Annotated in this window: 18 protein-coding genes and 1 CRISPR repeat array; of the genes, 9 read left to right on the top strand and 9 right to left on the bottom strand. The window is 71.4% G+C overall.

What is annotated here, in order from left to right:
* Position 1: 1 nt before the first annotated feature.
* Genes csx19 through FHS37_RS37275 form a run of 4 tightly spaced genes read right to left on the bottom strand, consistent with a single transcriptional unit; the run spans position 2 to position 6319 of the window.
* Positions 2-616 (bottom strand): type III-D CRISPR-associated protein Csx19, encoded by a 615-nt coding sequence (gene csx19, locus FHS37_RS37290; protein ID WP_184829529.1) that lies wholly within the window; start codon positions 614-616, stop codon positions 2-4.
* Positions 613-2268, bottom strand: a complete 1656-nt coding sequence (locus tag FHS37_RS37285; RefSeq protein WP_184829527.1) for an RAMP superfamily CRISPR-associated protein — start codon at positions 2266-2268, stop codon at positions 613-615. The genes csx19 and FHS37_RS37285 overlap by 4 nt, the downstream gene beginning before the upstream one ends.
* Entirely contained in the window at positions 2265-4637 is a 2373-nt protein-coding gene (locus tag FHS37_RS37280) for an RAMP superfamily CRISPR-associated protein (protein ID WP_184829525.1), read from the bottom strand. The genes FHS37_RS37285 and FHS37_RS37280 overlap by 4 nt, the downstream gene beginning before the upstream one ends.
* A complete protein-coding gene (locus FHS37_RS37275) occupies positions 4634-6319 on the bottom strand; it encodes a Cas10/Cmr2 second palm domain-containing protein (protein WP_184829523.1) in 1686 nt (561 codons plus the stop codon). Before FHS37_RS37275 ends, FHS37_RS37280 begins: the two co-directional genes overlap by 4 nt.
* 616 nt (positions 6320-6935) lie before the next feature.
* A CRISPR array of direct repeats spans positions 6936-9220; the repeat unit is 29 nt; unit sequence GGGACCATCCCCGCGGGTGCGGGGAGCAG.
* Positions 9221-9747: 527 nt separating this feature from the next.
* Here FHS37_RS37275 and FHS37_RS37270 point away from each other — a divergent pair.
* Positions 9748-11139, top strand: coding sequence for a hypothetical protein (locus FHS37_RS37270; RefSeq protein ID WP_184829521.1), 1392 nt, complete (start codon positions 9748-9750; stop codon positions 11137-11139).
* A 51-nt stretch (positions 11140-11190) separates the two neighbouring features.
* Here FHS37_RS37270 and FHS37_RS37265 read toward each other — a convergent pair whose 3' ends face one another.
* The 3 genes from FHS37_RS37265 to FHS37_RS37255 form a co-directional block, all read right to left on the bottom strand.
* Positions 11191-12864 carry a DUF262 domain-containing protein gene (locus FHS37_RS37265; protein WP_184829519.1) on the bottom strand — a complete coding sequence of 558 codons (1674 nt, stop codon included), beginning with the start codon at positions 12862-12864 and terminating at the stop codon, positions 11191-11193.
* Positions 12865-13075: 211 nt separating this feature from the next.
* Complete coding sequence (locus FHS37_RS37260) at positions 13076-13831, bottom strand: hypothetical protein (RefSeq protein WP_184829517.1); 756 nt, start codon at positions 13829-13831, stop codon at positions 13076-13078.
* Between the two features lie 93 nt (positions 13832-13924).
* On the bottom strand, positions 13925-15103 hold the full coding sequence (locus FHS37_RS37255; RefSeq protein WP_229890259.1) for a site-specific integrase: 1179 nt from the start codon (positions 15101-15103) through the stop codon (positions 13925-13927).
* 84 nt (positions 15104-15187) lie between these two features.
* Between FHS37_RS37255 and FHS37_RS41250 the strand changes: the two genes are divergently transcribed.
* Entirely contained in the window at positions 15188-15379 is a 192-nt protein-coding gene (locus FHS37_RS41250; RefSeq protein ID WP_375372342.1) for an excalibur calcium-binding domain-containing protein, read from the top strand.
* Between the two features lie 32 nt (positions 15380-15411).
* Here the strand turns inward: FHS37_RS41250 and FHS37_RS37250 are convergent, their stop codons facing one another.
* Together FHS37_RS37250 and FHS37_RS37245 are read right to left on the bottom strand one after the other, a co-directional pair.
* Positions 15412-15963, bottom strand: coding sequence for a GNAT family N-acetyltransferase (locus tag FHS37_RS37250; protein WP_184829516.1), 552 nt, complete (start codon positions 15961-15963; stop codon positions 15412-15414).
* An 11-nt stretch (positions 15964-15974) separates the two neighbouring features.
* On the bottom strand, positions 15975-17306 hold the full coding sequence (locus FHS37_RS37245) for a hypothetical protein (protein WP_229890258.1): 1332 nt from the start codon (positions 17304-17306) through the stop codon (positions 15975-15977).
* Positions 17307-17644: 338 nt separating this feature from the next.
* Between FHS37_RS37245 and FHS37_RS37240 the strand changes: the two genes are divergently transcribed.
* From FHS37_RS37240 to fxlM, 7 genes are all read left to right on the top strand, one after another.
* Positions 17645-18034, top strand: coding sequence for an ATP-binding protein (locus tag FHS37_RS37240; protein WP_184829514.1), 390 nt, complete (start codon positions 17645-17647; stop codon positions 18032-18034).
* Positions 18031-18450, top strand: coding sequence for a DUF6415 family natural product biosynthesis protein (locus FHS37_RS37235; RefSeq protein WP_221500775.1), 420 nt, complete (start codon positions 18031-18033; stop codon positions 18448-18450). Before FHS37_RS37240 ends, FHS37_RS37235 begins: the two co-directional genes overlap by 4 nt.
* Entirely contained in the window at positions 18447-19163 is a 717-nt protein-coding gene (locus FHS37_RS37230; protein ID WP_184829512.1) for a hypothetical protein, read from the top strand. The genes FHS37_RS37235 and FHS37_RS37230 overlap by 4 nt, the downstream gene beginning before the upstream one ends.
* Before the next feature lie 168 nt (positions 19164-19331).
* The gene (locus FHS37_RS37225; RefSeq protein WP_184829510.1) at positions 19332-19499 is read left to right on the top strand and encodes an FxLD family lantipeptide; all 168 of its coding nucleotides are present in this window, start codon (positions 19332-19334) and stop codon (positions 19497-19499) included.
* 128 nt (positions 19500-19627) lie between these two features.
* Positions 19628-22561, top strand: a complete 2934-nt coding sequence (locus FHS37_RS37220; protein ID WP_229890260.1) for a lantibiotic dehydratase — start codon at positions 19628-19630, stop codon at positions 22559-22561.
* Complete coding sequence (locus tag FHS37_RS37215; protein WP_184829506.1) at positions 22558-23700, top strand: lanthionine synthetase C family protein; 1143 nt, start codon at positions 22558-22560, stop codon at positions 23698-23700. The genes FHS37_RS37220 and FHS37_RS37215 overlap by 4 nt, the downstream gene beginning before the upstream one ends.
* Positions 23701-23710: 10 nt before the next feature.
* The gene (gene fxlM / locus FHS37_RS37210; RefSeq protein ID WP_229890257.1) at positions 23711-24913 is read left to right on the top strand and encodes a methyltransferase, FxLD system; all 1203 of its coding nucleotides are present in this window, start codon (positions 23711-23713) and stop codon (positions 24911-24913) included.
* The last annotated feature ends 210 nt before the right edge of the window (positions 24914-25123 follow it).

The raw sequence follows: 25123 nt of genomic DNA, 5'->3' as shown, positions 1-25123 counted from the left end.
GTCACTTCCTCCCGGCGGCCGGTTCGGTGGGGGCGAGTTCGATGCGGAGCAGGCGTTCCTCGCCCACGTACGCGTTGCCGTGGACGGGCTCCACGCAGACGTACTCGCGGGCCGCGAGCCGCAGCCGCCGGCGCTCCGCCGTCTCCGCGTCGGATCGTCCTGCCGCGGCGGTGGCGTAGGGGAACGGGACGTCGAGGGTGCCGATCTGCGGGGTGTGCAGTGTCGTCCAGGTTGCCGAACCCCGCAGGGGGTGGCCCCACAGCAGGTAGTGGGCCAGCCAGGTGTCGATCGCTTCCAGGTCGGCCACGGGTTCCGGGAAGACGTCGGCCGGCGGGAGTCTGCCGGGGTCCTCGGTGAGCAGGACGGCCCGTCCCGTGGAGCCGGCCTGGCAGAGCCAGCGCAGTTCCCTGTCCTCGTCGAAGGCCCTGGCTTCGAAGACCGCGCCGAGGGCGTAGTCGGCCCCGTCGGCCGTGTGGCAGCGGTCGGCGCGGACCTGGACGACCGCGTGCTCGTGAGGGGAGGAGAGCAGTGCGACGGCTTCGGTGAATCCGGTGGCCGCGAGCGCGTCGTGCAGGGTGATGCCGTCCGCGGCGCGGCTGTGCAGGACGGTGGTCATGCCGGGCTCCCCTCGGTGGTGCAGGAACGCCAGGCCTCGGTGAGGGCGCGTGCCCGGTCGCCGGCGAGAAAATCGTCCAGGGTGGTCGTCCGGTCGTCTCCCGGACGGCCGAGGGTGACGGAGGTGACCTGGATGTCGCCCATGCCGCGGTTGACGGCGAAGCCGAGACGGATCCGGCCGGCCTGCAGGTCCCGCAGGGTCAGCATCAGCAGGGCCTGTGCGGCGTCGCCGAGCGGGCGGCCGTCGTGGTCGCGTGACCCGAGGCGTGCGAGGTCCACGGTGAGGCTGATGGGTTCCCACTCCAGGCCCTGGGGTTCGAGGGTGCTGTAGAGACGGCCGTCTGCGGCGCCTCCGGTCCAGCGGTCGATGGCGACGTGATCGGCGCGCTCCATGCCGTGCTCGTCGCGCAGGGTTTCCCACGCGGTTCTGCCCGCAAAGTCCGGCGCGTCGTCCGGCTGGTGAAGGCCGGACCACAGGTCGGCGGGGATCTCGGCGTTCGCGTAGCAGTCGTCGACGATGACGGCTCCCGCGCTCTGCGGCCGGTCGTCACCGTCGCCGGTCGCTTTCCCTCCGTCGGGCGCCGTGCCGAACAGGGCGTTGGCCACGGGGAGCTGGGCGAGCTGTCGACGGAACGCGGCACTGCGGTCGGGTGCCGGGGCGTCGGGATCGACGGTGGGGGCATCGATCCGGCGGACGGTTCGCTCGATGCGTTCGGCGTGACTGCGGAGCACGCCTTTGAGGGCGGAACCGGGCAGTACCGGGGAGAGCCGGTCCGGGGAGACCGCGGAGGTGAGGGGAAGCGCGTCGACGGTGAATCCGTCGGTGGCCGAGCGGACCATGACGGGGGCCGTGGGCCGCCAGGAGATCGTGACGTCGAGGAGACCCGGGGATGCGTCGACCCGGTGCTCTCGGCGCTCCTGGTCTTCCTGACGGCCTGCCTCGTGTGCCCGGTCCGCCGTGGACGGCTCGGTCTTCGTGCCGCCGCGCCCGAGGACGGCGAACAGTCCGTCGGCGCCGGTGAGGTCCTGCTCGTACACCTCGGTGAGGTCCTGGAGCAGGACGAGGCGGCCCAGGCCGCGGGTCTTCGCCGCGCCGAGGCGCAGCCTCCGGTCGGCCAGCAGGGCGAGGAGGCGCCTGATCCGACGGCGGTCCTCGTCCCAGGTGTCGTCGGTGCCGCTGTTGAGATCGAGTGCGAAACGAAGAAGGGAGCCCTTGGGCACGACGGTGCGGGCGTGGAGGAAGCCGTGCGCGGCGGTGCCCCGGTGGCGGTCGATGCCGACGGAGTGTCGGATCTCCAGACGGGACGGGTCGAGCGGGGCCGCGGGTTCACCGGCGTCGTCCAGGTCGGTTCCGGAGCAGATCAGCGCACCGTGGACGACGAACCTGCTGACGGCCGCGTTCCGGGTTCCGGGCTCGGAGAAGCCCCACAAGGTGTCGGGTTCGGAGGTGGACCGGCCGGGGCGCAACAGGGCCCGGAGGGGGCCGGCCAGGCCGGTTCCCGGCACGTACAGACGGCCTTGGCCGTCCGTGGCGACCGGCAGCACGCCGTTCGGGTCGTGCCCGGCTCCGCCGACGTGCAGGGGGCTGAGGGTCTTCAGCCAGCCGCGGACGCGCAGGCGCCGGACCGTGGCACGTGCGGGGGGTGTGGTCATCGAGCGCCTTCCTCGGTCTCGGCGGCCCGTCGGTGCGCGGTGAGGCAGTCGTCGACCAGGGTGCGGACGGCGTGCCCCCACAGTCGCTCCCGCAACCGGGCGGCCCGGTCGGGGTGAGCCAGGGGAGCTTGCTGTTCCTCGGGGAACGGGAGGCGGGTCCACACCTCGTCGCCGTCGGTGAACAGGCGACGCAGGTCTGCGACGGTCTCCTGCGGCCACGGGCCGTGGCGTTCCGTGCTCGCTCCCCGAACCCTGTCGAGGCCGTCCAGCCAGCTGACGATCCGGGGGTCGGAGGGAGCGTTCACCTGGGCCGCGAACATCCGCAGAGTCCCCAGTTGCGCAGGCGGCACCTTCTCGTGTCCGGGGCCGATGCCGCGAGCGCGCCCCGGTGCCGTCGCCGCGAGGGTTTCGGCGGCCCGCTGAATGCCGGTGCGCCACGCGGCTTCCTCGAGAACGAGCAGGGGACCGTCGAACTCGTCGAGGTCCCCGGCCCCTCCGGCCGTGTCCGTGCCGACGGACGGACCGAAGCCCCCGTCCGTCGCCCCGTCTCCGCCGGACGTGCCGCCGCCGCGTCCCCGGAACGCGGCGTGCAGCAGCGGATCGGCGATCCTCACCTGCCCGTACCCCTCGGCACGGCGCAGACCGATGCCGGACTGCTCCACACGGCGCACCGCGTCGGCGGTGACCACTCCGTCGACGACGTCGAAGGACAGACAGCTCCCGGCCCACATGCCGAGAAGGCTGTTGCGGGGCAGGCCCCACTTGCTGTGCCAGGGATCGGAGCGGTGCCGTTCGGAGAACCGGACGGGATGCTCGCCGCCCTGCTCGTCGGCGGGCCTCAGGACGACACCGAGGGCCCGGCCCAGCTCGGCCGCCAGGTGTCGGGGCTGGGTGCTGGGCCGCAGCCGCTCGTCGTTGACCAGGGCGTCCGACAGCAGGCGGACCCGAAGCGTCCGGCCTGCCTCGGGCAACGGACGTGGGGCGGGCGCCTGCGGCACCGTGGCGGTGACGTCGGTGAGGCCGTAGCCGTCCTTGCGGGCCGTGCCGAGACGCCACCTGCCGGTGAGCCGCTTCTGCCAGCCCGGCCTGAGCGTTCCGGCGCGGACCCGCACCTGGGCGCGCAGCACCGTCCCGGCCGCGATGGCCTGATAGGTGAACAGGCCGCCCACGGCCCGTACGGGACGCTGCTCCAGGTCCCCGATGGTGTTGTGGGTGTTCTCGACGATCCTGCAGGAGGCGACGGAGACCGGCTCGCCCGGCCGGTAGGGGCCCGTGTAGAGGCCGTCGAAGTCCTCGGTGTGCACACCCTCGGCGGGGGACTCGGCCAGCAGGTTGAACTGCTCCTCCTCGGCCCCGCCCTTCCTCCGGACCAGGGCGAGCGGGGCCGGCTCTCCCTGCCGTCCGTCCACTTCGACCACGGCGTTGGTGATGACGAGGTCACCGGCCCGCGCCGCCACGGCGGCGTCCGGGGAGGACAGGGAGCGCAGCACGGCGGGCAGCATCACGAAGCCCGGCACGTACGTCCGGCTGCGCACCTCGTTGCCGACCTTCCGCTCCGGCGCGATGAGGGGGCGCCGCAGTATCAGTCGCAGGTCGGCGATCTCCCACGGAGCGTCGTCCCGGCCGGGACGCGGTGCGGGCAGCGCGGCCGGAGTGGGGGTGGGGCCGGCCGCCGGCGGCACGGGCGGTGGTGTCCTGTGCTCCTCGAGCCACCGCCAGTCCGCCGGAAGGGCGCCGACGTCCAGTCGGCAGCGGCCCGCACCCCGCCTGCGCCGGCGTCCCACGCTCTCCACCAGCCGTGCCGCCGCGTCGAGGAGCGCACCGGCACAGGCCTTCTGCTCCCCGTCCAGGAGGGTCCGGTCGGAGAGTTCCGCCTGGCCGATGAGCACCGTCCCGCCCCGGGCCATCTCCTCGAAACGGAACGACCGGTCCTCGGCCCGTCCGCTGACCGCGTCGACCTTCACACCCGGCTTGAGGAACACCGCGGCTTCCACCAACTGCGGTTTGTCCCGCAGCAGCCGCCGCAACGGGACGGGAAACCGGAGCGAGTCGACCAGAAGAGCGGCCGGACGGGGCGGGCCGGTGCGCTCCGTCGTGACGTCCCCCCGGCTTTCCTGGGTGGGCTGGCTGCCGAACAGGAACTCGAGCCATGCGTGCCAGGGACCGCGGCGGCCGCCGTCCAGGGCGAAGACGACGCTCTCGCACGCGTCGCGCCAGATTCCGGACAGCGTGGTCGCCGGCACGAAGGGAAGTCCGTCCTCGTCCCGCTGAACGCTCATGTCCACCCGACCGTGGCTGCCCGACCCGGAACCGATGTGCCAGTCGCTGAGCAGGGTCAGGGTGAGGGGCAGTACGAGCCGTTCCGTCATCGCTCCTCCAGGAGAGCCTCGGCTCCCGGTGCCCGCAGAGGAAGAAATCCCTCGGCGTCCATCGCGTCCAGCAACCCCGTCAACAGCCGCCCGGGACCGTCCCCGTCGGGAGCGGGCTCCTGCCAGTAGAGGCTTCCCTCCTCACCTGCCAGGGCGTCCAGGCCCCTCTCACCGAAACGACCCCGCAGGTTCGTGAAACGGGCGTCCGCCGCCTGCCGGCCGGAGAACAGCGTGGACCGCAGATCGTGCATGTGAGAGGTGGGAAGCAAACGTTCGCCGTCCTCGTCCCGTGCCGCGAGCACGGCGACACGGCGTTCCAGATCCCTCCAGTGCCGGCCCCGGACCCAGGCCGCACGCTCCTGCGGCACGTCGCTCACCACGTAGGGCTGCGCCACCAAAGACACGTTCCCCGAGGTCTGCTGCCCGCGGATCCGTGCCAGGTCCGCACCGGTGCTGTCGTACAGCACGTGGAACGACAGCGAGGAACACGGAGCACCGGCCAGGGCCGACTTGACCTTCTTCGCCTCGCGCAGCAACTGGTGGGCCAGCCGCTGAGCGGTGTCGAACGGGTAGTTCGCCTTGACGATCGCCACCCCCGCCGACATGGCCAGTCCCGGCCCCAGGCCCCGTCGCTCCAGCGCGCCGACGATCTCGGGGGCTTCCGCGGTCAGCTGCTCGAACCGGCGCAGGTAGACCTGGGTGAAGGTCAGCGCCCACTCTCCCGCGCACAGGGCGACGAGGTCGTCCCCGCCCAGGATCAGCGGCATCACCGGTGCCGGACCGTGGTCCGGCAGTCGGGCGCCCCGCTCCCCGAGCTGGACGACCGTCTCCTGGAAGGCCCGCGCGGCACACCGCTGGAGGGCGGACGAGAAACCGCGAAGCGTGTCGGCGTAAGCACGGTTCGACCGACCGTCCACGCACTCCTCGAAACGGCCGAACACCGCGCCCAGACCGTTGCCGTCCGCGTAGACGACCCCCATCCACTCCGGCCCCTCCGACAGGTACCGCACCACCTGTTTCAGGTCCCGGGGTGTCGTGTTCGCCAGCTGGGCGAGCCGGTCGAGTCCGGCTGCCTCGTCCTCCCTGCCGAAGGCATGCCACTTGGCCTGGCTCTCGGCCGACCGCGCCTCCCAGCGCCGAACGCTGTCGTCCTCGTCCAAGGGCTGCGGAACCAGCCCCTGCGCAGGCAGTCCGGTCGTGGCGCAGTCGTCCACCACGGGCAACCGCAGGAAGCGGGCATCCGGCCCGGGTAACGACGTACGGACGGAGTTCAGCCGGCCCTGCGCCTCCTGCAGCGCCGTGTGCAGCGCACCGGGCGCCGACCAGTCGAACGGCCCGGTGACGACGCCGCACACCTCGAGGCCGGGGGCCTCGCGCAACGCGGCAAGCGTCACCTCGGTCACCAGTCTGCGGGCCTGGTCCCGGTCACGCACCAGCACCTTGGCCGATCCTGCACCGGTCTCCAGGAGCTCTACCGGCCGCCGCTCGATGCGCCACGCGTCGTCGTAGTCCGGGTACAGGCGGGTCAACGCCTCACCGACCCACCGGTGATCCACGTAGGTGACCAGCTCGGAAGCCCCGGCGATCTCGCGCCGCTTGTTGGTGACGAACAGGAAACGGTTGATGTTCCACGCCTCGAACGTCACCAGGTGAACGGCCCGGCCCCCTGCCCCCTGAGCCATCGCTCTTCCCTCCCCCTAAGAACCGGCCGTGCCTCCCCGGCAACACCACGACGGGAGAGGAAGCGATCACGACCGTGAAAGATCAGTCTTAGCAGAGCGAGAGGCTTCGCGAAGCCGATCGTGCGGAACTCGCCAAGCGGGACGACTTGAGAAGCCGATGCGCCGGCCGGGCGCAGAGGAAGGTCACCCAGCGCACGATGCCTGGAAGGAGCGTTCCCGCGTCGGCAAGCTCTCCCTGCCGACGTGGGAACGGTCCGGCGACGTTGCAGGATCCGTCAGGCCGTTGCGATTCGGCGCTCGATCCCCGTTCTCGCCATTGCGTGGTCCCTCCCCCCGTCCGTCGGCCCCCGCGAGTGGCGTCTCCGGGGCTCGCGCACCAGAGTTCTCACCCATCAGCGCACTCCGCACCCAGGGGTCCATGCCCGCTCCGGCTCCGACTCCCTCATCCGCGCTTCCACCCACTGCCACCGCTGCCGCAGCTCAACCTTGATCGCGTACCTGCTCCCCGCAGTTGCGGGGAGCAGGTGGTGCAGATCCTCACCATCAGCGATGGCTTGAGACCATCCCTGTGGGTGCAGGTAACAGAGCGCAACACCTTCACCCAGTCGTACGGCCCGGGACCATCCCCGCGGGTGTGGGGAGCAGGTCTTCTTCGACTGCGGGGTCTACCCGAACCGGGGATTATCCCCGCGGGTGCGGGGAGCGGGAAATTACACGCCGTATAACGAGACCCCTACGGGTCCATCCCTGCGGGTGCGGGGAGCAGGCCAACGGAAAGACCCGGCCGTACGTCACCTCGGGGCCATCCCCGCGGGTGCGGGGAGCAGGACGTCGTCTGCCCAATGGTGTCGGCAACGCTGGGACCATCCCCGCGGGTGCGGGGAGCAGCGGCCGGCGGTGAAGTTGGTGCCCCGCACCCGTGGACCATCCCTGCGGGTGCGGGGAGCAGTGCCCGGAGGTCCTGTTCCGCTGGCACAGCTGGGGACCATCCCCGCGGGTGCGGGGAGCAGGAACGTCGGCCAGAAGGTGCTGGTGTACGACGGGGACCATCCCCGCGGGTGCGGGGAGCAGCTCATCGAGGGCGAGACGATCGCCCCCGTGTCGGGACCATCCCCGCGGGTGCGGGGAGCAGATCGGCACGACGGGCCTGTCCGCCCACGCCGGGGGACCATCCCCGCGGGTGCGGGGAGCAGCGGCGTACGGTCTCCAGCCGGTACCGCTTCCCGGGACCATCCCCGCGGGTGCGGGGAGCAGCCGAGTCGTGCGGCGAGGGCGTAGGCGGGGTGGGGACCATCCCCGCGGGTGCGGGGAGCAGCGGGACATCGACGTGCAGCAGGTGGACCTGTGGGGACCATCCCCGCGGGTGCGGGGAGCAGGGCACGGCGGCCACGAACGCGGCCACCGTCGCGGGACCATCCCCGCGGGTGCGGGGAGCAGTTCCGCATCCAGGGCGACGACGACCCGCCCCTGGGACCATCCCCGCGGGTGCGGGGAGCAGCAGCTCGCCGCCAACGCCGCCACGTTCTGGGGGGGACCATCCCCGCGGGTGCGGGGAGCAGCGCTTGGGGCGGGGCCGGTACTCGCGTGCCGCGGGACCATCCCCGCGGGTGCGGGGAGCAGGACGGCATGATCGCCGCGATCGAGCGAATCGAGGGACCATCCCCGCGGGTGCGGGGAGCAGGCGGTCGAGTCGCCGACGGAGGCCCGCGTCGTGGGACCATCCCCGCGGGTGCGGGGAGCAGAGGTACGAGAGCCGTTGGTCCCGCGCGGTCGCGGGACCATCCCCGCAGGTGCGGGGAGCAGGAGGGCTCCGGGGATCGTGACGCTCATCGGGGGGGACCATCCCCGCGGGTGCGGGGAGCAGACGCGGACGTCCTGGTCCACGGCCTTGTAGGAGGGACCATCCCCGCGGGTGCGGGGAGCAGATCTCCTCGGCCGGGAACTCGTCGAAGTTGTCGGGACCATCCCCGCGGGTGCGGGGAGCAGCTCATCGACGACGTCGCCATCGGCAGCAGATGGGGACCATCCCCGCGGGTGCGGGGAGCAGGTCACCGGCATCCCCGGCGTGCGGTCCCGATCGGGACCATCCCCGCGGGTGCGGGGAGCAGCCACGGTCCAGGTCGACGCCGACCACGTCGACGGGACCATCCCCGCGGGTGCGGGGAGCAGGCGGACGGCTCGATGGACCAGGTCAACCCCGAGGGACCATCCCCGCGGGTGCGGGGAGCAGACCTCGGGCCACGGGTCCTCGCCGTCGCCCAGGGGACCATCCCCGCGGGTGCGGGGAGCAGAGCTCGGCGACGCGGGCGGCGTGCTCAGGCGAGGGACCATCCCCGCGGGTGCGGGGAGCAGCCGGTGCTGGTGAAGGGCGCCGACCATACCGCGGGACCATCCCCGCGGGTGCGGGGAGCAGAGCCGGCCCGGAGTCATCCCCGGCGGGAACCCGGGACCATCCCCGCGGGTGCGGGGAGCAGGTCGGCACGTAGGGCGCGCCGTCCAGCGTGTAGGGACCATCCCCGCGGGTGCGGGGAGCAGACCATCACCCCCGCTTCGAACGCGCAGCCCGCGGGACCATCCCCGCGGGTGCGGGGAGCAGGCCGGGCGGTACAGGTCGACGACGACGGCGCCGGGACCATCCCCGCGGGTGCGGGGAGCAGTCGAGGTCTGGCGCAAACGGCAGCCGGTCCCGGGGACCATCCCCGCGGGTGCGGGGAGCAGCCTCCCACAGCGTTTCGCGCGCTTCGTAGCGTGGGACCATCCCCGCGGGTGCGGGGAGCAGTGGCGGCCGATCTGGTGCAGGGCACGGTCGACGGGACCATCCCCGCGGGTGCGGGGAGCAGGCCTCGGACATGGCGGCGGCGAACGGGTCCAGGGGACCATCCCCGCGGGTGCGGGGAGCAGTCTTGCTGACCTGCGGGTTTATCTCGAGCCGAGCACGGTTTCGGCGACTTTTGCAGATTCCGACAAATGACGCCTAAGATCCTGGCTCCGGTTCTGGGTGCGCCGAACCACGCTACAGTCACCGGCGGACCAACGGGACTGCTACGCAGCCGAAGAACCGCGGTACGGGACGCTGCGCGTCACCAGCGGTCGTCGGTCTCCCACCACCCCGGCTTCGACAGCACCCTGAAGCAGCAGCGGCGCATACCGCTTCGGCGCTCGGGGCTCGCTCATCACCCGGTGGCACCGGCGACAGGCGAACTGCGCGCCGCGGCCCGCCGACCTGGCTCAGGAGTACACGGGCCTCCTGACCGCCGGCCTGACGGCAGGCGCATTGCTCCCGCCGGACACGGCATAGCCTTGAACGGCCGACCTCTTCCTCACTCGTCCATCGCACTCAGCCGTACCTGCTCCTCGCCCGCACCACTCCACCGAAAGGGCCAGCCGTGTCGGATTCCGCACCTGACGCCGACCAGAATGACGGCTCCATGGACGACTTCATGAAGGACGAGTGGGACTGGGAGGCCGAGGAAGAGGAGGAGGAAGAAGACTTCGATGCGGACGAGGACGCGCAGCGCGTCCGGGAGGCAGCGGAACTGGCCGACACGGACCCCGAACGCGGAATCCCCGCACTGCTGGCGCTGATCGCGGACACCGACCTCGGCACCGTGGATGACCTCGAACACCGCGCAACCGCACTCGACCATCTGCTGAGCAGGGGCGGAAGCGCCGCAAGAGCGGCATGGTGGGTGATCGACACCTCGGGTCCCTGGCGTGAGATGCAGCGGGTCTACTGGGTGTCGGGCAAGTACGAAGGCCCCACTCAGCCGAAGCTGACCGAGGACGAACGGCGGCAGGAACACATCGCCGCTCTCCGGCACCTCGTCGCGGCCTCCGACTTGCAGGAGGACCTCCGCTGGCCGGCCATCGGCGAGCTGATCGACAAGGAGGGCCGAAAGGGATACGAGGCCGTCAAGAGCCTCGCCCCCGATGTCGACATCGCACACCTCGCGACCGGAGCCTACGGTGTGGACGACAACCACGCCCATGGCATCGCCCGCTGGGTCGCAGGTGACCAGGACCAGCCGACCGAGGTGCGCGCCGAAGCGGCGGAGTGGCTGCTCGACGAGGAGGCGTGGTGCGCTGACGACGCGGTGGCGGACGCACTGCGCGGGATGCCCATCGGCGCTTACGGACGCAGGAAACTGCTGGTCAAGCTACTGGAGATCGAGAACGCACACCTGGAAACAACCGACCCTGAAGGGTTCGAACAGCAGCAGGACCGGGACCGCGCCAAAGGCTTCCCCGACGCCGTCCGCCTAGCCGTGGAGGAAGCCGGACGCAATTACTGTGCCGGGCCGTTGGACGATCTGCTCCAGTCCTGGGTCGATGCGGCACTTGGAGACCGGTGGGAAGAACGCTGGCCGAGCACCTACCGGGTGGTGGACGACGCCGCCGAGCAGCTACTGAGCATCGCGTTTCACCATCAGGAGCTTCGCAAACGCCTGGCCGCCGACCGCACCTCCGAAAACCCCGACGCGGACTGGCACCCACTGCTGGTACGCAGAGCGTATCCCCGACCTGCGCAAGAAAGTCTCTTCCGGTCCATAGCAGAGGATGGGTACTTCGCCTTCAAGACGACGCCTGAGTGCCAGTTCGCACTGTGCAGAGCCGCTGGGGACACTCCCGGCCCTGTTGACTGGGAACTGACGGTTTTCCAGGGCGGAGCAGCGTCGGCCATGAGCTTCTCCGGACGTCTGCTCGTCCAAGGCGAGCAGACGTTCATACACTTCCCCGACGAGTTGAACGCCCACCCCGACTGGTCTGCCCAGCTCATCACCGGCCTGTCCGTCATTTCCCGAGCCGAGCTTTCCGGATGAGCAAGCAGCCTGCGGACACGTGAGCCCCGCAGGCTGCTGCGCCCCTGCCCCTTACAGATCCCACTCGTCGGCCAGCAGCCCCAGGAGCCGCCGCTGCCGCTTCTGCAGCAGTTCCGGCACCCATTCCTGGTACTGCAGCACCTGGCTGGTCAGGGCGAACGTGGAGACGCCGTGCCTGCCGGTGAAGTACTTGGCCTTCTTCTCGGCGAAGTCGTAGTTCTGGGCGTAGGCGTTCTTCGTCCGGTTGAGCAGGACGAGGTTGCCCAACCGGTGCGTCCACTCCCCGCGCTGTTCGTCGGTGAAGTGCCGCAGCCACTGCGACCCCTGCTTCGGGTTCTGCGGCAGCACGTGCTCGACGGTGATCAGGGAGTGGTCGTACGAGACCCCGGGTTTTCCGGCCAGCATCTCGTCCAGGCGCAGCAGGATGTACTTGCGGGTCCTGGTGACGAGGTAGATGTCGCCGTCCAGGCGCGCGAGCGTCTCGGCCTTCTCCGCGTCCGTCAGGGCGAAGGACGGCGCGTCCAACCCCTTGCCGGCGTCGAGTTCGCGCAGGAGGTCCGCGTAACGCGTGACGCGGGGGGTGGTGTAGACGCGGCGGACGAACATGCTGGCCGCCAGCCGTTCCAGGGCGCCGAAGAAGCTGTCGAGCCAGTCGGGGTCGTCGCCGTGGTTGCGCAGCGCCCACAGGGCCGCGGGCCGCCAGTCGTTGTTGTCGACCTGCTGGAGGCGTTTGAACCAGGCGTTGACCTGCTCCGCTCCGGTCGACGCCGAGTAGCCGGCGTCACGGATCTGCACGTAGGCGTCCGCGTACGGCACGACGACGTCGTTGACGAACGATTCGGCCTTGCCGGGCAGGTAGTGGTTGAGTACCTGCTCGGGGAACTCCTTGAGCAGTTCCCGCTCCGCCCGCTTCATGGCGAACACCATGCGCAGGTGGAGGAAGAGGTCGGCGAAGTCGTCCCGGCCCAGGGCCTCCTCGGCGTCCTCCCATTTGCGGGCGCACTCCTCCGAGGTCTTCTCGTCCAGCGCACCGATGATGTGCGACTTGAAGATGTCCGTGGGCGAGAGGTCCATGCCCCGGGAGTTCATGACGCTGAAGATGCGGTGCGCGCTGTCCAGATCGGGGGTGCTGACGATGACCAGAAAAGTGCGTTCGCCGAGCATCTGCACGAGGTCCAGACGTCGTTCCTCCGACCAGCCGGCGAGTATCGCGTGCAGCGCCTTCGCGTTGCGCAGGACGGCTTTCTGCGCGTCCGTCGGCAGCGCCCCCTCCTTCAGGGTCCGCAGTGCCTCGGTGGCTCCCTTCGTCTGGACGTACTGCCGGAAGAAGCCGGCGTCGCGCTTTCGCAGGGTGAGTCTGGGTTTGGGCTCGAGTCGTCGGACCTTGTTGCCGGGCTCCGTGACCAGTTTGTCGAGATCGCTGCGCAGGTCGGGGTCCTCCGCCTGGTCGCGAAGGAGGGCGAGCAGGATGGTCAGGGTGGTGAGGCGCTGCTGGCCGTCGATGACCTCGGCAGACGTGTCGCCCTTGGCCTTGACGAGCACGATGGAACCGAGGAAGTACGGTTCGTCCGTCCCCCTGTCCAGCGACTCCTCCAGGTCGGTGAGCAGCTGGACGGCCTGCTCGGCGTCCCAGGCGTAGGGCCGCTGGTAGTCCGGGATCCTGAAGTCGTAGTCGCTGCTGAAAACCTTGTGCAGGGACACTTCCTGCGCCTCGAGTTGCTGCATGTCCCAATGATGGAGGAGCCGTTGGCGCTGTGTCTCAGGAGTCCTGCGAGCTCGCCTCCGGGTCCGGAGGGACGCTCCGGGCCGTCTTCTGCAGGCCGGTGGAGGGCTCCTCGTCGGGGCCCGAGGTCCTGTCCTGGGCGGCAGGACACCGTGCTCCCGCGTGCACGTTCTGCCGGACACCGCGGTGACCGCCGGATCCTGGCTGCGTGGTTCAGTCGACGGTGAGGGTGCGCCGTACCGGGGCGGTGGCGACGCGGGTCCAGGCCAGTGCGCACCGCAGGGCGGCCTCCTCCCGCGTCTTGTAGGGGCCGCTGCCCGCGAAGGAACCGGCGAGGCGGTAGTTCCAGCCGTTGCGCCCGCTCCGGCCGGTACCGCCGTACGACGGTTCCACGTGTCCCAGCACCGTGCCGTCCTCGGCGATCAGGTTCCAGCGGTGGGTGTCGCGGTGGTCCGCGTCCTTGACCAGGCGGGCACTGTCCGCGACGGCGCGGGCCGCCTTCTGCGACAGCCGCTTGCGCCGGGCCGGGGCCGTCCTCTGCGGTGCTTGCCGGTGCCTCGGAGAAGTGGGCGCTGAATCATCACGTGACGGTTCGGGAGGCGAGCCCTGTACCTCAGGACGCGGTGCGACCGTATCGGCAGCCGGGGCGACCTGCCGCGCACGGGCTGCCAGGACGGCCGGGACCCGCGCCATGACGTCGAGGTCGGCGGCGTCGGCGGGCAGTCCGGTGTTCAGGGCGTCGGCCAGGCGCCGGGCGGCGGCGGCCAAGCGGTCGGCGAGCTCCGTCGCGGACACCCCCGCGTACGCCTCCAGCAGCTCCCGCTCCTCGCCGGGGCCGATGCGGTGCTCCTGGTCCCGTTGCCGACGGGCGCGGTACGCCTTGGCCTGGCAGGCGCGTGAGCAGTAGCGGCGGGCGCGAGGACCGCGCCGCGCGGGCAGCACCCCGCCACATACCGAGCACGTCGTCATGAACCCTCCCCGGCCAATCGTCACGTGACGCTTACGCGGCCACGGTATCGGCTCCCCGCTCAATCGTCACGTGACGATTGAGGTGATGGCGGGTCAGGTGCCGTTCCGTGCGCGGGCCCTGGCCCGGACGGCGTGCAGGGGGTTGTTCGTCTTGCCCCGGGCGGGCTCGATGTAGTGCTTGCGGACCGTGGGGGATCCGGGCTTCCACCGGCCCTGCGCGGTCGGGTCCCCGCCGGCCTCGCTGATCTCCTGCGCCGGGCCCCGGCGCAGGCCGTGCGCGGTCACCGCGCGGCCGCCGGGGGCCTGGACGCCGGCGAGCCGGGCGCGGGTCTTGACGATGTTCCCGATCGCGTCGGGGCTGAGGAAGTCGCCGCGCGGCCCGGAGCGCGGGCGGATGGTGCCGCCGCGGGTGATGTGCCGGAACAGCGGGCCGGAGGTGATGCCGTGGCGGCGCAGTTCCTCCAGCCACGCGCGGACGCGGACGACGGGGCAGAGGGCCGGGTCGTCCGGGTCGGCCGGCACGAAGGTGTCCTCCCCATGGGCGGCCTGGTCGGTCTTGGAGAACGCCACGTGCACGGTCACGCCGTCGTCCTCCACGATCAGGTGCTCGACCAGGAGATTCGCGAGCTCGCTGCGGCGGGACAGCATTCCCCACCCGAGAGTGAGCAGCGCGGCGTCCCGCAGGGTCTTCGGCCGTTCGCGGTCGTCGGCCGCGGTACAGGTGGCCACCATGGCGGACAGGGCCGCGGTCCGGATCGGCGGCGCCTTCCTCGGGGTACGGCGCCGGGCCCAGTCCCGGGCGTGCCTGCGGAGGATCTGCCGGGCCTCCTTCGTGCCGGGCTGCTGTCCGTCCGGGTGGGCGGAACGGATCGCCGACATGTGGACCTGGACGGACGAGGGCGCCAGGTCCCGCTGCACCAGGTGTCCGACGTACTCCACGAACGTCGCCGTGGTGCACGGCATCGGCACCCGGCCGTTCTCGGCGCACCAGTCCTCGAACTGTCCGAGGGCCGAGCCGTACGTGCGGGAGGTGTTGGCGGGTGGCGCCCCGTCGATCAGGGCGGCCGTCTCCCGCGAGATACGGAAGTCGGCCTCGGTGTACGCCGGCAGGCCGGTCGTCGAGATCGGCGCGTTCGGCCGGAGCAACGTGTGCCGACCGATGAGCGGCCGGGGCGCCGACGCCTCCACGAGGACGGGGAGCACCCGGCCCTCGTCATCGCTTTCGTCGACCAGTTCGGCGTCGACCACTTCCACGGCGCTGGAGTCGGCCACCTGCCCCTCCCTCAAGACAGCTCTGTATAAACGGAAATTATACGGGGTTATCTAATTCTGGCGTCGAGGTCACCGGAATCTTCGATGTCACGCGTGCTGTCGGTACGACGTCAGCAGCGACGACGACAGCAGCAGGGCTGCATCTCCTACAGGATCCGTGCAGCGGCCCGGGCCGCTGGAGCCGCGCCCGCGCACCGCAGTGATCCCGGCTACGGCGTCCGCCTTGGCCGGGACGACGACGGTGTTGGTGTGACCGGGACTGAGTCTGAGTTCTAACCGCCGACGACGGCCAGTTCCGGCAGGGCTGTTCAGGGAGCCGGTTGCCACTCCCGATCGAGGATGGCGTGCACGACGGAGTCACGCCACTTCCCCGCCTTCAGCACGTGCTCACGGATCACACCCTCCTCGACCATGCCCGCGGCCGCCATGGTCCTGGCGGAGGCCTCGTTGAGCGGGGACCGCGCACCCCAGATGCGGTGGAGGTCCAAGTCGTCGAACCCGACGCCGAGCAGCAGTCGCACCGTCTCCACGCCGTACCCCACACCCCACGCGTCCGGGCGCAGCGCGAAGCCCATGGTGGCTCCGCGCTGCTGGTGGGGATCGGTGGCCAGACGGCCGAACCCGATCACTTCGGCCGTGTTCCGTTCGACGACGGCGAGGGCGTACTCGGTACGGGGCGTCGCGGTGGCGGAGGTGATGGATCGTGTCACGATCTGCTCGACCTGGCCGCGGGTGCGCGGTTCGAAGCTCAAATGCTCCGTCGCTTCGGCACTGCCGTAGATGGCGAGCACCGCGTCCACGTCCTCAAGGGTGAGTTCCCGCAGGTCAAGACGTGCGCTGGAACGTTCAACCGGGTACATGCCCCCGGACTCTACCCGCGGGGCAGAGCGGGCCGGCCGACCGGGAACGCTTCGATCTCCGCACGCAGATCCTGCGCGACGGCGGCCGTGCGCGCCGGGCTGCTCATCAGGGCGTGCCGTATGCGCATCGTCGACACCACGATGCCGTTGTTGCGGTGCGAGGCGGGCAGGTCGAGCACCGGCCGGACGGCTTCGGCGGCGCCGTCCAGGTCCCCGCCGAAGAGCCGGACGAGTGCGAGGTCGCACCGAGACCCCGCGAGGTCACCGAACGCCCAACTCGGGGAGCTGGGATCACTGAAGCCCTGCACGGCCTGTTCCGCCTGCGCGGCGAGCCGTGCGTCCCCGTGGCCGAGGAGGACCTCCGCCTCCACCGCGTAGTAGAGCTGTTTCTCCGGGGCGTAGAAGAACAGCCCGCCGAGCTCGTCCAGGTCGTCGTGGACGACGTGCTCTCGCCGGTCGGCTGCCTGCTGGTTGATGGCGCGCACCGTCTCCTCGTCGCCGAGCACGGCGGCGGCTCGTGCTCGGAGGCCGAGGAGCCACAGGCCGACGGTTCCACGAAGGTCCGCCGCCGTCGCGGCGCCCTGGCCTGCGTAGTGGTAGGCGTCTTCGGGCCTGTCCGCCCAGTAGGCGATGAGCGACTTGAGGCCGTAGGTGAGCGCGATCAGTCCGGGGTGCTCGGCGTCCTTGGCGCAGGCCGCTGCGACCCGGGTCATGGTCATGGCCTGGTGGGGGACCTCCATGTCGTTGAAGCCCTTCGCCACCAGGAACGACAGCATGGCGCCCTTGACGTTCAGGTCGCGGAGCTGTGACGGCCGGACCCTGCCGCCCTCCAGAAGGCGGAAGACCTGCTCCTGGGTCTCCAGCAGGTCGTCCCAGATGACCGACAGGGGTTCCCGCGGGTACGCGGCGACGAGGCGCTGCACCTCGTCGTCGAGCAGACCGAGCGTGTCCTCGCCCACCCGTTCGCGGTCGGCCCCCAGGAGGAACTCCTTCGCGCGTCGCACAGCCATCGCGCCCGTCCTTTTCATGTCGTCCAGGCCCACGCCGGCATCGGCGTGGGGTGCGGTCGGTGAGGCGCCCGCGAGGGGAACGAACTGCTGCGCGGTGCCTTCGGGGACCTCGGTCCACAGGGCTTCGATGCCGTGGCCCAGCATCTCGACGATGACCGGCCGGAAGACCCGTTGCGGCTTCCGGCCCTCGTAGAGCCATCCCTCGACGGTCTTCGGGGCCGGCTCGTCCGCGTTCTGCAGGCCCAACCGCGCGGCGGCCTCCCTGTACTTCGCCAGGAAGTCGTCGGGGTGCCGTAAACCGCGGGCTTCACAGGTGTACCGGAAGAACAACACGGCGTCTCCCACTCCCTCCGCCGAGCGCGTCACTGCCACGACGGTAGAACGCCCTCCCCGGCGAGTGGCCCCACTCGGACGGTATTCAGCGGTTCCGGGGAAAGGCCGGGGAAGTCCCGAGGAAGGCGGCCGACTCCGCACCGGATCCCGAGGTCGTTTTGGGGGTGGAGCCGTCCGCGCGTGATTGCCACGCTCGTACCAGCCCTCACTCAGGGTGTCCAGGCATGCACCATCGTGGACCAGGGAGTCTCCCTATGCCCTCCAAAGTCGCCGGGCCCACCAGCGTGTTAGAGGCGCCCCCGCCGACGGCCGCGGAACCCACGCTCCCCGCCTTCGGCATGACGCTCCGCTCCGAACCGTCGAGCGTGGAAGTGGCGCGGCGCGTCACCCTGGCGTGGACCCGCTGCCACTGCCGGTTGTCCGACGACCAGGTGGACGCCCTTCTGATCGTGATGTCGGAACTGTGCACGAACGCGGTGCAGCACGGACGCCGCGACTCGTTCGGCGTGCGGGGCTGGATGCCGACGGCGGGCGAACTGTGCTTCGAAGTCGACGACAGGACGCCTTCGGCGCCCCTGTCTCCCGGCCGCCCCGACAGCGAGGCGGAGAGCGGGCGCGGCCTGTTCCTGGTGAACGCCCTCGTCGAGGAGCTGGGCGGCACCTGGGGCTTCGACGAGGACGGCTCGCGCGCCCGGTGCTCCCTCCCTCTGCCCGGGGACGACCGATGACTGCCGCCGTGCGCCGGTGGAACCACCCGGTGTCGGCATGGGCTCCTCCCCTGGACGGCGACGCACTGCGCACGGTGCTGGAGAAGGTCCGCCAGTGGCAGCCGCTCGACATCGACGGCCTCCTGGACGACATCGCCGCCGTCCTGGACGACGTCCCCCCGCCCGAAGAGAACGTCGAGGAACTCGCCGGACGACTCCGCGGGCACCTGGTGCGGCTGGTGACCGTCGCCGTCGCCGCTGGAGCCGAACAGGACATCACCGCGGTGCGGCTCCTCGATCAGGCCCGCACCCGGCACGCCGAAGACCTGCCCGGCGACCACCGGAGGGCCGTCGGGCAGCTGCGCCGGATGGGCTGGACCGCCAGCGAGCTCCTTGACCGGCTCGTCGCCACACGCTGCCTGCGGGAGGTGGTATGACCCACGCCCGGACGCCCGCCCCTGCCTCCCCGCCCCGCCGTACCGGAGAGAACACCGTGCGCACCGAGCCGCCCCTGGTCCCCTTCGTCGTCCAGCGTGAGAGGGAGGAAGCCGCCCCGGACAACCTGCTGCTGACCTCGATCGGGCCTGGCCGCTACCGGCTGCGCTACACCGACGAGGACCCCCGGGACCGCGACCTGCGCGGCGTGCTGTGGGCCCGCTGCGCGTTCGGTCCCGTCGACGACCTCGGCAGGCCGACGGGCAGGCCGCAGTGGCGGATGATGCACCCCCTGCGGCAGCGGGGCACGATGCAGGCGATGCGCTGCCAGGTCTGCGCCGGCCGTGCGCGGACCCCGCTCGGGTACGTCTTCCTCGCCGGGCCGGACACCGTGGACCCCGAAGACCCGATGACCCTGACGAACCAGCCGCCGGTGTGCGCCCGGCACGCGCGCCCCGCCGCCGAGCGGTGCCCGCACCTCACCCGCGACCCGATGGTGTTCCTGGCACAGAGCGCGCCCCTGTACGGGGTGAACGGCGTCGGCTACGGCTACGGCCACCGGGGCGTGCAGGTCGTGGCCCGGCCGGACGGGCCGATCCCGTACGGCCACCCGCTCCTGCCGACCGTTCTCGCCTCCCAGATGGTGCGCCGGCTCAGCTCCTTCCGGCTCCTGGGCCTGGACGAACTGCTCTGGGAACTGGAGCGCGCCGGATAGCCCCCTGTCCGGTGGACCGGCGGATCCGGCCGGCCCACCGGACAGGCCTCATCCCCCTACGCGGTACCCGCGTTGTGCGCTGCACTCCTTCACGGCAGCTCACAACGGGGGTCCTGCGGACTCCTCCGCCCGGGTCCACGGGCGGCCGACTCCTCAAGGAGCACAACCATGGCTTCTGTCGCTGCGCCACTCGCCACCGAGACGGTCGAGGTTCCGCTCTCCGACGAGTGGGAGCTGACCACCACCATCACACGGGCCCCGACGCCGATCGTCGAGGCCTGCGGCACCAACGACGGGTGCGCCGCGAGCTGCGCCTCGTCCTGTGCGTCGAGCTGACCCGACAGCTGCTGGTGCGGGCGGGGTTGTCCGCCCCGACCGCACCAGCGATCACGGACGGAGGGATACCCGTGACTCGACCGATCTACCGACGGTGCGGGGACGTTCTCGTCGTGCGCGCTGCCGCCATGCCGGTACGGGCCCGCCCCTCGAGCTGGCCCGCCTTCGACTCCGCAGACGAATGCAGGCAGTGGCTCGCCGGCCTATGGGCGGACGACACGTTCGTCACGCCGCTCCGTGCGGCCTCCCCACGCCTGGCCGACTACGTCGAGCGGATCCTGAGCGGCGATGACGTTCCGCCGAAGAGGATCCGGAAGGCCACATGCTCGGTCGCCGGGTATGTGCTGCGAGCCGCTGGGCGGTCGACACCGTTCGGCCTGTTCGCAGGCGTTGCCCTCGCCGAGGTGGGGCCCACGTCTGTCACGATCGGCACCGCCCATCAGCCGGTCGCCCGCCCCGACACGCTGTGGGTCGATCACGTGCGCAGGGACCTGGAGGTCCGAGCCGACGTCTTGCCGCACCTGACCATTCGCTTCAACAACCTGGCCTTCCGCCGCGGCGACACCGTCAACACCCCCCGCTCCGGCGGTCGCATCGCCAGTGCCAGGATCAGCCGTCCCGTGTCCGTCCTCCTGCAGACGGCCGCGACACCGACGTCCGGCCGCGAGCTCCTGCGGCGGCTGACCGAAGCAGGCGGAACCCCCGGACAGGCCCGGCGCCTGATCGCACGGGCCCTCACCGACGGCTATCTGACCAGCAGTCTCGCGGCCCCCATGACCGTGGACGATCCCATGGGGCACATCCTGCGCATCCTCAGCCCCCATGTTCCGGAGCTCGAGCCGGAGACGCAGGACGTCCTCGCTCACCTCGGCGACGTCCGGCAGCTCCTCGCCGCGCACAACCACACCTCTGGCGCCGGCACCCGCAAGCTGCGCGAGAGCGCCGACGGCCTGATGCGGTTCGCCGCCGTGGAGAGCCGAAGCCGCATCAGCCTCGACCTGCGGCTCGACGCCAGGGTGAGCGTCCCGGTCCATGTTCTGGATGAGGCCGAGAACGCCGCGCACGCACTCGTACGCCTGACTCGTACGCGCGGCCCGGCCCCGGCGTGGGCGGCGTACGCCACGCATTTCTGGGAGCGCTACGGCGCCGGGGTCCTGGTCCCTGTCCGTGACGCCGTAGACCTGGCCGCGGGCATCGGATTCCCCGCCGACTACCCCCTGTCGCCCTGGCCGGAGGCACCGCCCACGGTGCTGCCCCGCGACGAGAAGCTCGCTGCGAGGGCCGCGCAGGCGGTCATGGACGGAACCCGCGAGGTCGTCCTCACGGACGCGGACATCGACGACCTCGCCGGCGACTCCGAGACACCAGCGGTGGCACCCCATGTCGAGCTGGGGTTCCGCATCCGGTCCGCCAGTCGGAAGGCAGTGGACCGCGGCGACTTCCTGCTGGACGTGCGCCCCGCCTGGACGGCCGGCGTCCTGTCCGGACGCTTCACCGCCGTCCTGGGACGTCGGCTGTCGGACCCGTACCCGAAACTGCCCACCATGGTCCAAGGAGCACTGCCCGCACAGCTCTCCTTCGCGCCCGACTTCCCGCACGCGGAGAACGTCGCCCGCATCCCCGCCCTGCTGCCCCACATCCTCAGCCTCGGTGAGCACCGAGAGCCGGCCGATGACGTCGTCGGCCTGGACGACCTGGCGGTCTTCTCCACCGGCAAAGGCCTGCACCTGGTCAGTGTCTCCCGGCGGCGCGTCGTGGAGCCCGTCGTCCTGCACCCGCTCGCGCTCGAGAAGCAGGCGCCTCCCCTGGCTCGTTTCCTGGCCATGATCGGCCGCGGCTTCGCCGTGGCCTGGACCGCATTCGACTGGGGCCCGGCCGCCGTCACGCTGCCGTACCTGCCGAGGGTCCGCTACCGCCGTACGATCCTGGCCCCGGCACGGTGGAAGTTACCCGCTGCAGTCCTGCCGGCCGGTCCGTTCACCGCAGCCTGGCACGCCGCGTTGACCGACTGGGCCGCCACCTGGCGCTGCCCGCCACGCCTCGAGCTCCGCGACGACGACCGTTCCATGAGCCTCGACCTGGCCGAGCCGCTTCACGCGCGCCTGATCCACCAGTACCTCCAGGGTCGTGCGCACGCCGTTCTCGCCGAAACCGTCGAGGAAGACGACCTGGGGTGGATCGGGCACGCGCACGAGATCACCATGCCGCTGGCCGCTGCCGGTCCTCAGATCCCGCATCCGGACCTGTCCCAGGCCCCCCTCGTCGCGGGCTGCCATCTGTCGAGGCCCGACGGCGGGGGCCGACGCTGGCTGCAGGCCAAGGTGTTCAGCCATCCCACAGCGATGGACCAGATCCTCACGCGCCGACTGCCCGCCCTGCTCGGGGACCTCGGGACCGCCGACGTGTGGTTCGTGCGCTACCGCTCGCTGAACGAGACAGACCACCTGCGCATCCGCATACCCGCCAACGGCGCACTCAGGTACGCAGGCATCCTGCAGAAGGTGGCCGCGTGGACCGAGCAGCTCACCGCCGACCGGCTCGCCTCCCACCTCGTCGTCGACGGATACCGGCCCGAAACCGGCCGCTACGGCACCGGCCCCGCGATGGCCGCGGCCGAATCCGTGTTCATCGCGGACAGCCTCGTAGCACGCTGCGCACTTGCCGACCTGCCCTCGTTCGACACGGAAGTGCGGTGCGCCCTCAGCATGATCGACATGGTGGAGGGCTTCCTCGGCACCCGCGAGGGCCGCACGTGGCTGGCCACCGCCCCGGCACCGCGCACCGAGGGACGCCCCGACATCACCCGGCCCGCCGTCCACCACGTGCACGGCCATCCGCTGCCGGCCGCCTCCCCACGACTGGCGACCGCCCTGGCGCAGCGGCGGGCGGCACTGGGCGCCTACCGGGACCTTGTCGACAACCGGCGCACCGAGGACGTCCTCGAATCGCTGCTGCACATGCACCACAACCGGATGCTGGGCCCCGATCGCGTCAGCGAGGCCGCCTGCCGGCACGCCGCCCGTCAGGCCTGCCGATCTCTGGTGGCGCGGGGGACAGCATGAGGCGCGACGACCTGGGCGGCGGCCTGGCCGGGGCCGCCCTGCACGAGATGGTGCTCGCTCGCAGTCGTGGCGACTGGAGCGCAGCCCACGCAGCGGCGCAGGCCGTCACCGCTCATCCCTTGGCCGGGCACCCCGACGAGGCGAGCCTGTACCGAGGGGTCCCCGCCGTCGCCTACGCCCTCCACCTTGCCGAGCACCCCGCCTACGCGCGGGCGCTCGCCGAGCTGGACGCCGAGACGATCGCGATCGTCGCCGCCCGCGTGGACGCCGGGCAGCGACGCATGGACCGCGGCCGGCCACCCCGCATGGCCGAGTACGACCTGATCAGCGGGCTGACCGGCCTCGGGGCCTTCCTGCTGCGTTCCGGCCGGGACGCAGCCCTCCGGCTCGTCCTGAACTATCTTGTGCGGCTGCTCACCGAACCCATCACCGTGGCCGGTCACCAGGTCCCCGGGTGGTGGGCGGCCGATGCGCCGAGCGGCGCACTCGGCGCCGGAGCGTTCAGCACCGGCCATGCGAACTTCGGCCTGGCGCACGGCGTGGCGGGTCCGCTCGCGCTCCTCGCTCTCGCCGGCCGCGCCGGATGCACCGTCGACGGCCAGGAGCACGCGCTCGACGAGGGCATCGCCTTCCTCACCCGGTGGGTCCAGCAGTTCAACGGCGGAGCCGTCGGGTGGCCCGGCCTCCTCCCGCTGGACGCCTTCCTGCAGGGACCGGTCGCCGGCATGGAACCGGAACGTCCCTCTTGGTGCTACGGCACACCCGGCATCGGCCGCGCCCTGCAGCTCGCTGCGCTCGCCCGCCACGACGCCCTGGGACGCCAGATCGCCGAGCGCGCCGTGCTCAGCTCCCTCACCGACCCCCTGCAGCTTGCCCAGCTCCACGAGGCCACGGTCTGTCACGGCTGGGCCGGACTGCTGCTGACCTGCGACCGCGTCGCCGCCGACGCCATGACCCCCGACATCGCACACCAGTTGCCGAAGATCCACGCACGGCTCGACACCCACATGGTGCGGCACGGCATACCCCAGGACACCGGTCTGCTCACCGGCAACGCCGGCGTCCTTCTCACGCTGCACGCCCTCCGCACTCCCCGCCCCGCTGACCTGGGGTGGGAGACGTGCCTCCTCCTGAGCTGAAAGGTCCACCGTGAACCAGAGCCCGACCGCAGGCGAGCTCCGCAACAGCCTCGTCGACGAAATGATCCTGAAGGGCGTGAGCCTGACCGATGACGTCGAGCGCGCCCTGCGGACGGTGAACCGCGAGGCGTTCCTCCCCGGCATCGACCTCAAGGACGCGTACGCCGACCAGGCCGTGATCATCAAGGACAACCCGGACGGACCGCTCGCCCTGTCCTGCGCATCGGTGCCGTCCGTCGTCGCGATGATGCTCGTCCAGCTCGACGTCCGGCCCGGCGACAGCATCCTCGAGATCGGCGCCGGAACCGGCTACAACGCCGCGCTGCTCGCGGAACTCACAGGCACGGACGGAAGCGTCACCAGCATCGACATCGACCCCGACGTGGCCCTGTACGCACGCACCATGCTCAACCGTGCCGGGTACGGGCGCGTGCACGTGAGGGAACGCGACGGACTGGTCGGCGCACCGGAGACTGCCCCCTACGACCGGATGCTGGCCGCCGTGGGCCTGTGGGACGTGCCTGCGGCGTGGTGGGACCAGCTCCGCGAGGGCGGGCGCCTCGTCCTCCCGCTGCGCTGGCGAGGCCAGACCCGGTCCGTGGCCCTGACCCGGCGCGGCGACACGCTCGTCTCCGACGGCATGGCGCTGTGCGGCTTCGTCCCGATCATCGGGCAGGACGGTGAAAGGACGGCCGCCCTCGACACGGGCGGCACCATCCGCGTCCACTACGACGAGGACCAGGCGGTGGACGCCGACGCGCTCGGCGCCAGCCTGCGCAGCGCGCCGGCCGAGGTCCTGTCCGACCAGTGGATCGGCGGAGACGAGTCGTTCGACGGGGTGTGGCTGCGCGCCACTGTCGGAGACGATCGCGTGTGCCGCCTGGAGGCCACGCCTGATGCGCTGGCCCAGGAGCTGATTCTGCGGCCCGCCGTCCCCGGCCGGAGCCCGCTCCTCGTCGACGGCGGCTCCTTCGCTTACCTGATCGTTCGCCGTGAAGACGCCGACAGCCAGCGGCCGTTCCGGCTCGGCGCGGCCGCGTACGGTCCGCGTGCCGAGGCGCTCGCTCAGGACCTCATCGCCCACATCGATGCCTGGGGCAGCGCACGCACCGCCGTTCCCCGCCTGACCATCACTCCGGCGAAGACCGACGCAGCCGCTGGACCGGGCTCCGTGATCAGCAAGCGCGAGAGCCGACTGACGCTGACGTACTGAGCCGTGCCCGTGGGTGCCTCCGCCTTCCCTGGGCGGAGGCACCGGCCTCGCCGGCTCGCTGACGTCCGTCCTCGACCGGACGAACCCACTGATCCCCGATCTTGATCGAGCACCTGGAGGAATCTCCGTGACCAGGCACGGTGCCGTCACGGGGCCCCAGGTGGATCCGGCACTCCCGCTGCTCGTGGTGCGGTCGACGATCCGGGCACA

It is taken from the genome of Streptomyces griseomycini (genome assembly GCF_014203535.1).
Classification (GTDB): domain Bacteria; phylum Actinomycetota; class Actinomycetes; order Streptomycetales; family Streptomycetaceae; genus Streptomyces; species Streptomyces griseomycini.
This window is presented reverse-complemented; position numbering and strand designations above follow the sequence as displayed.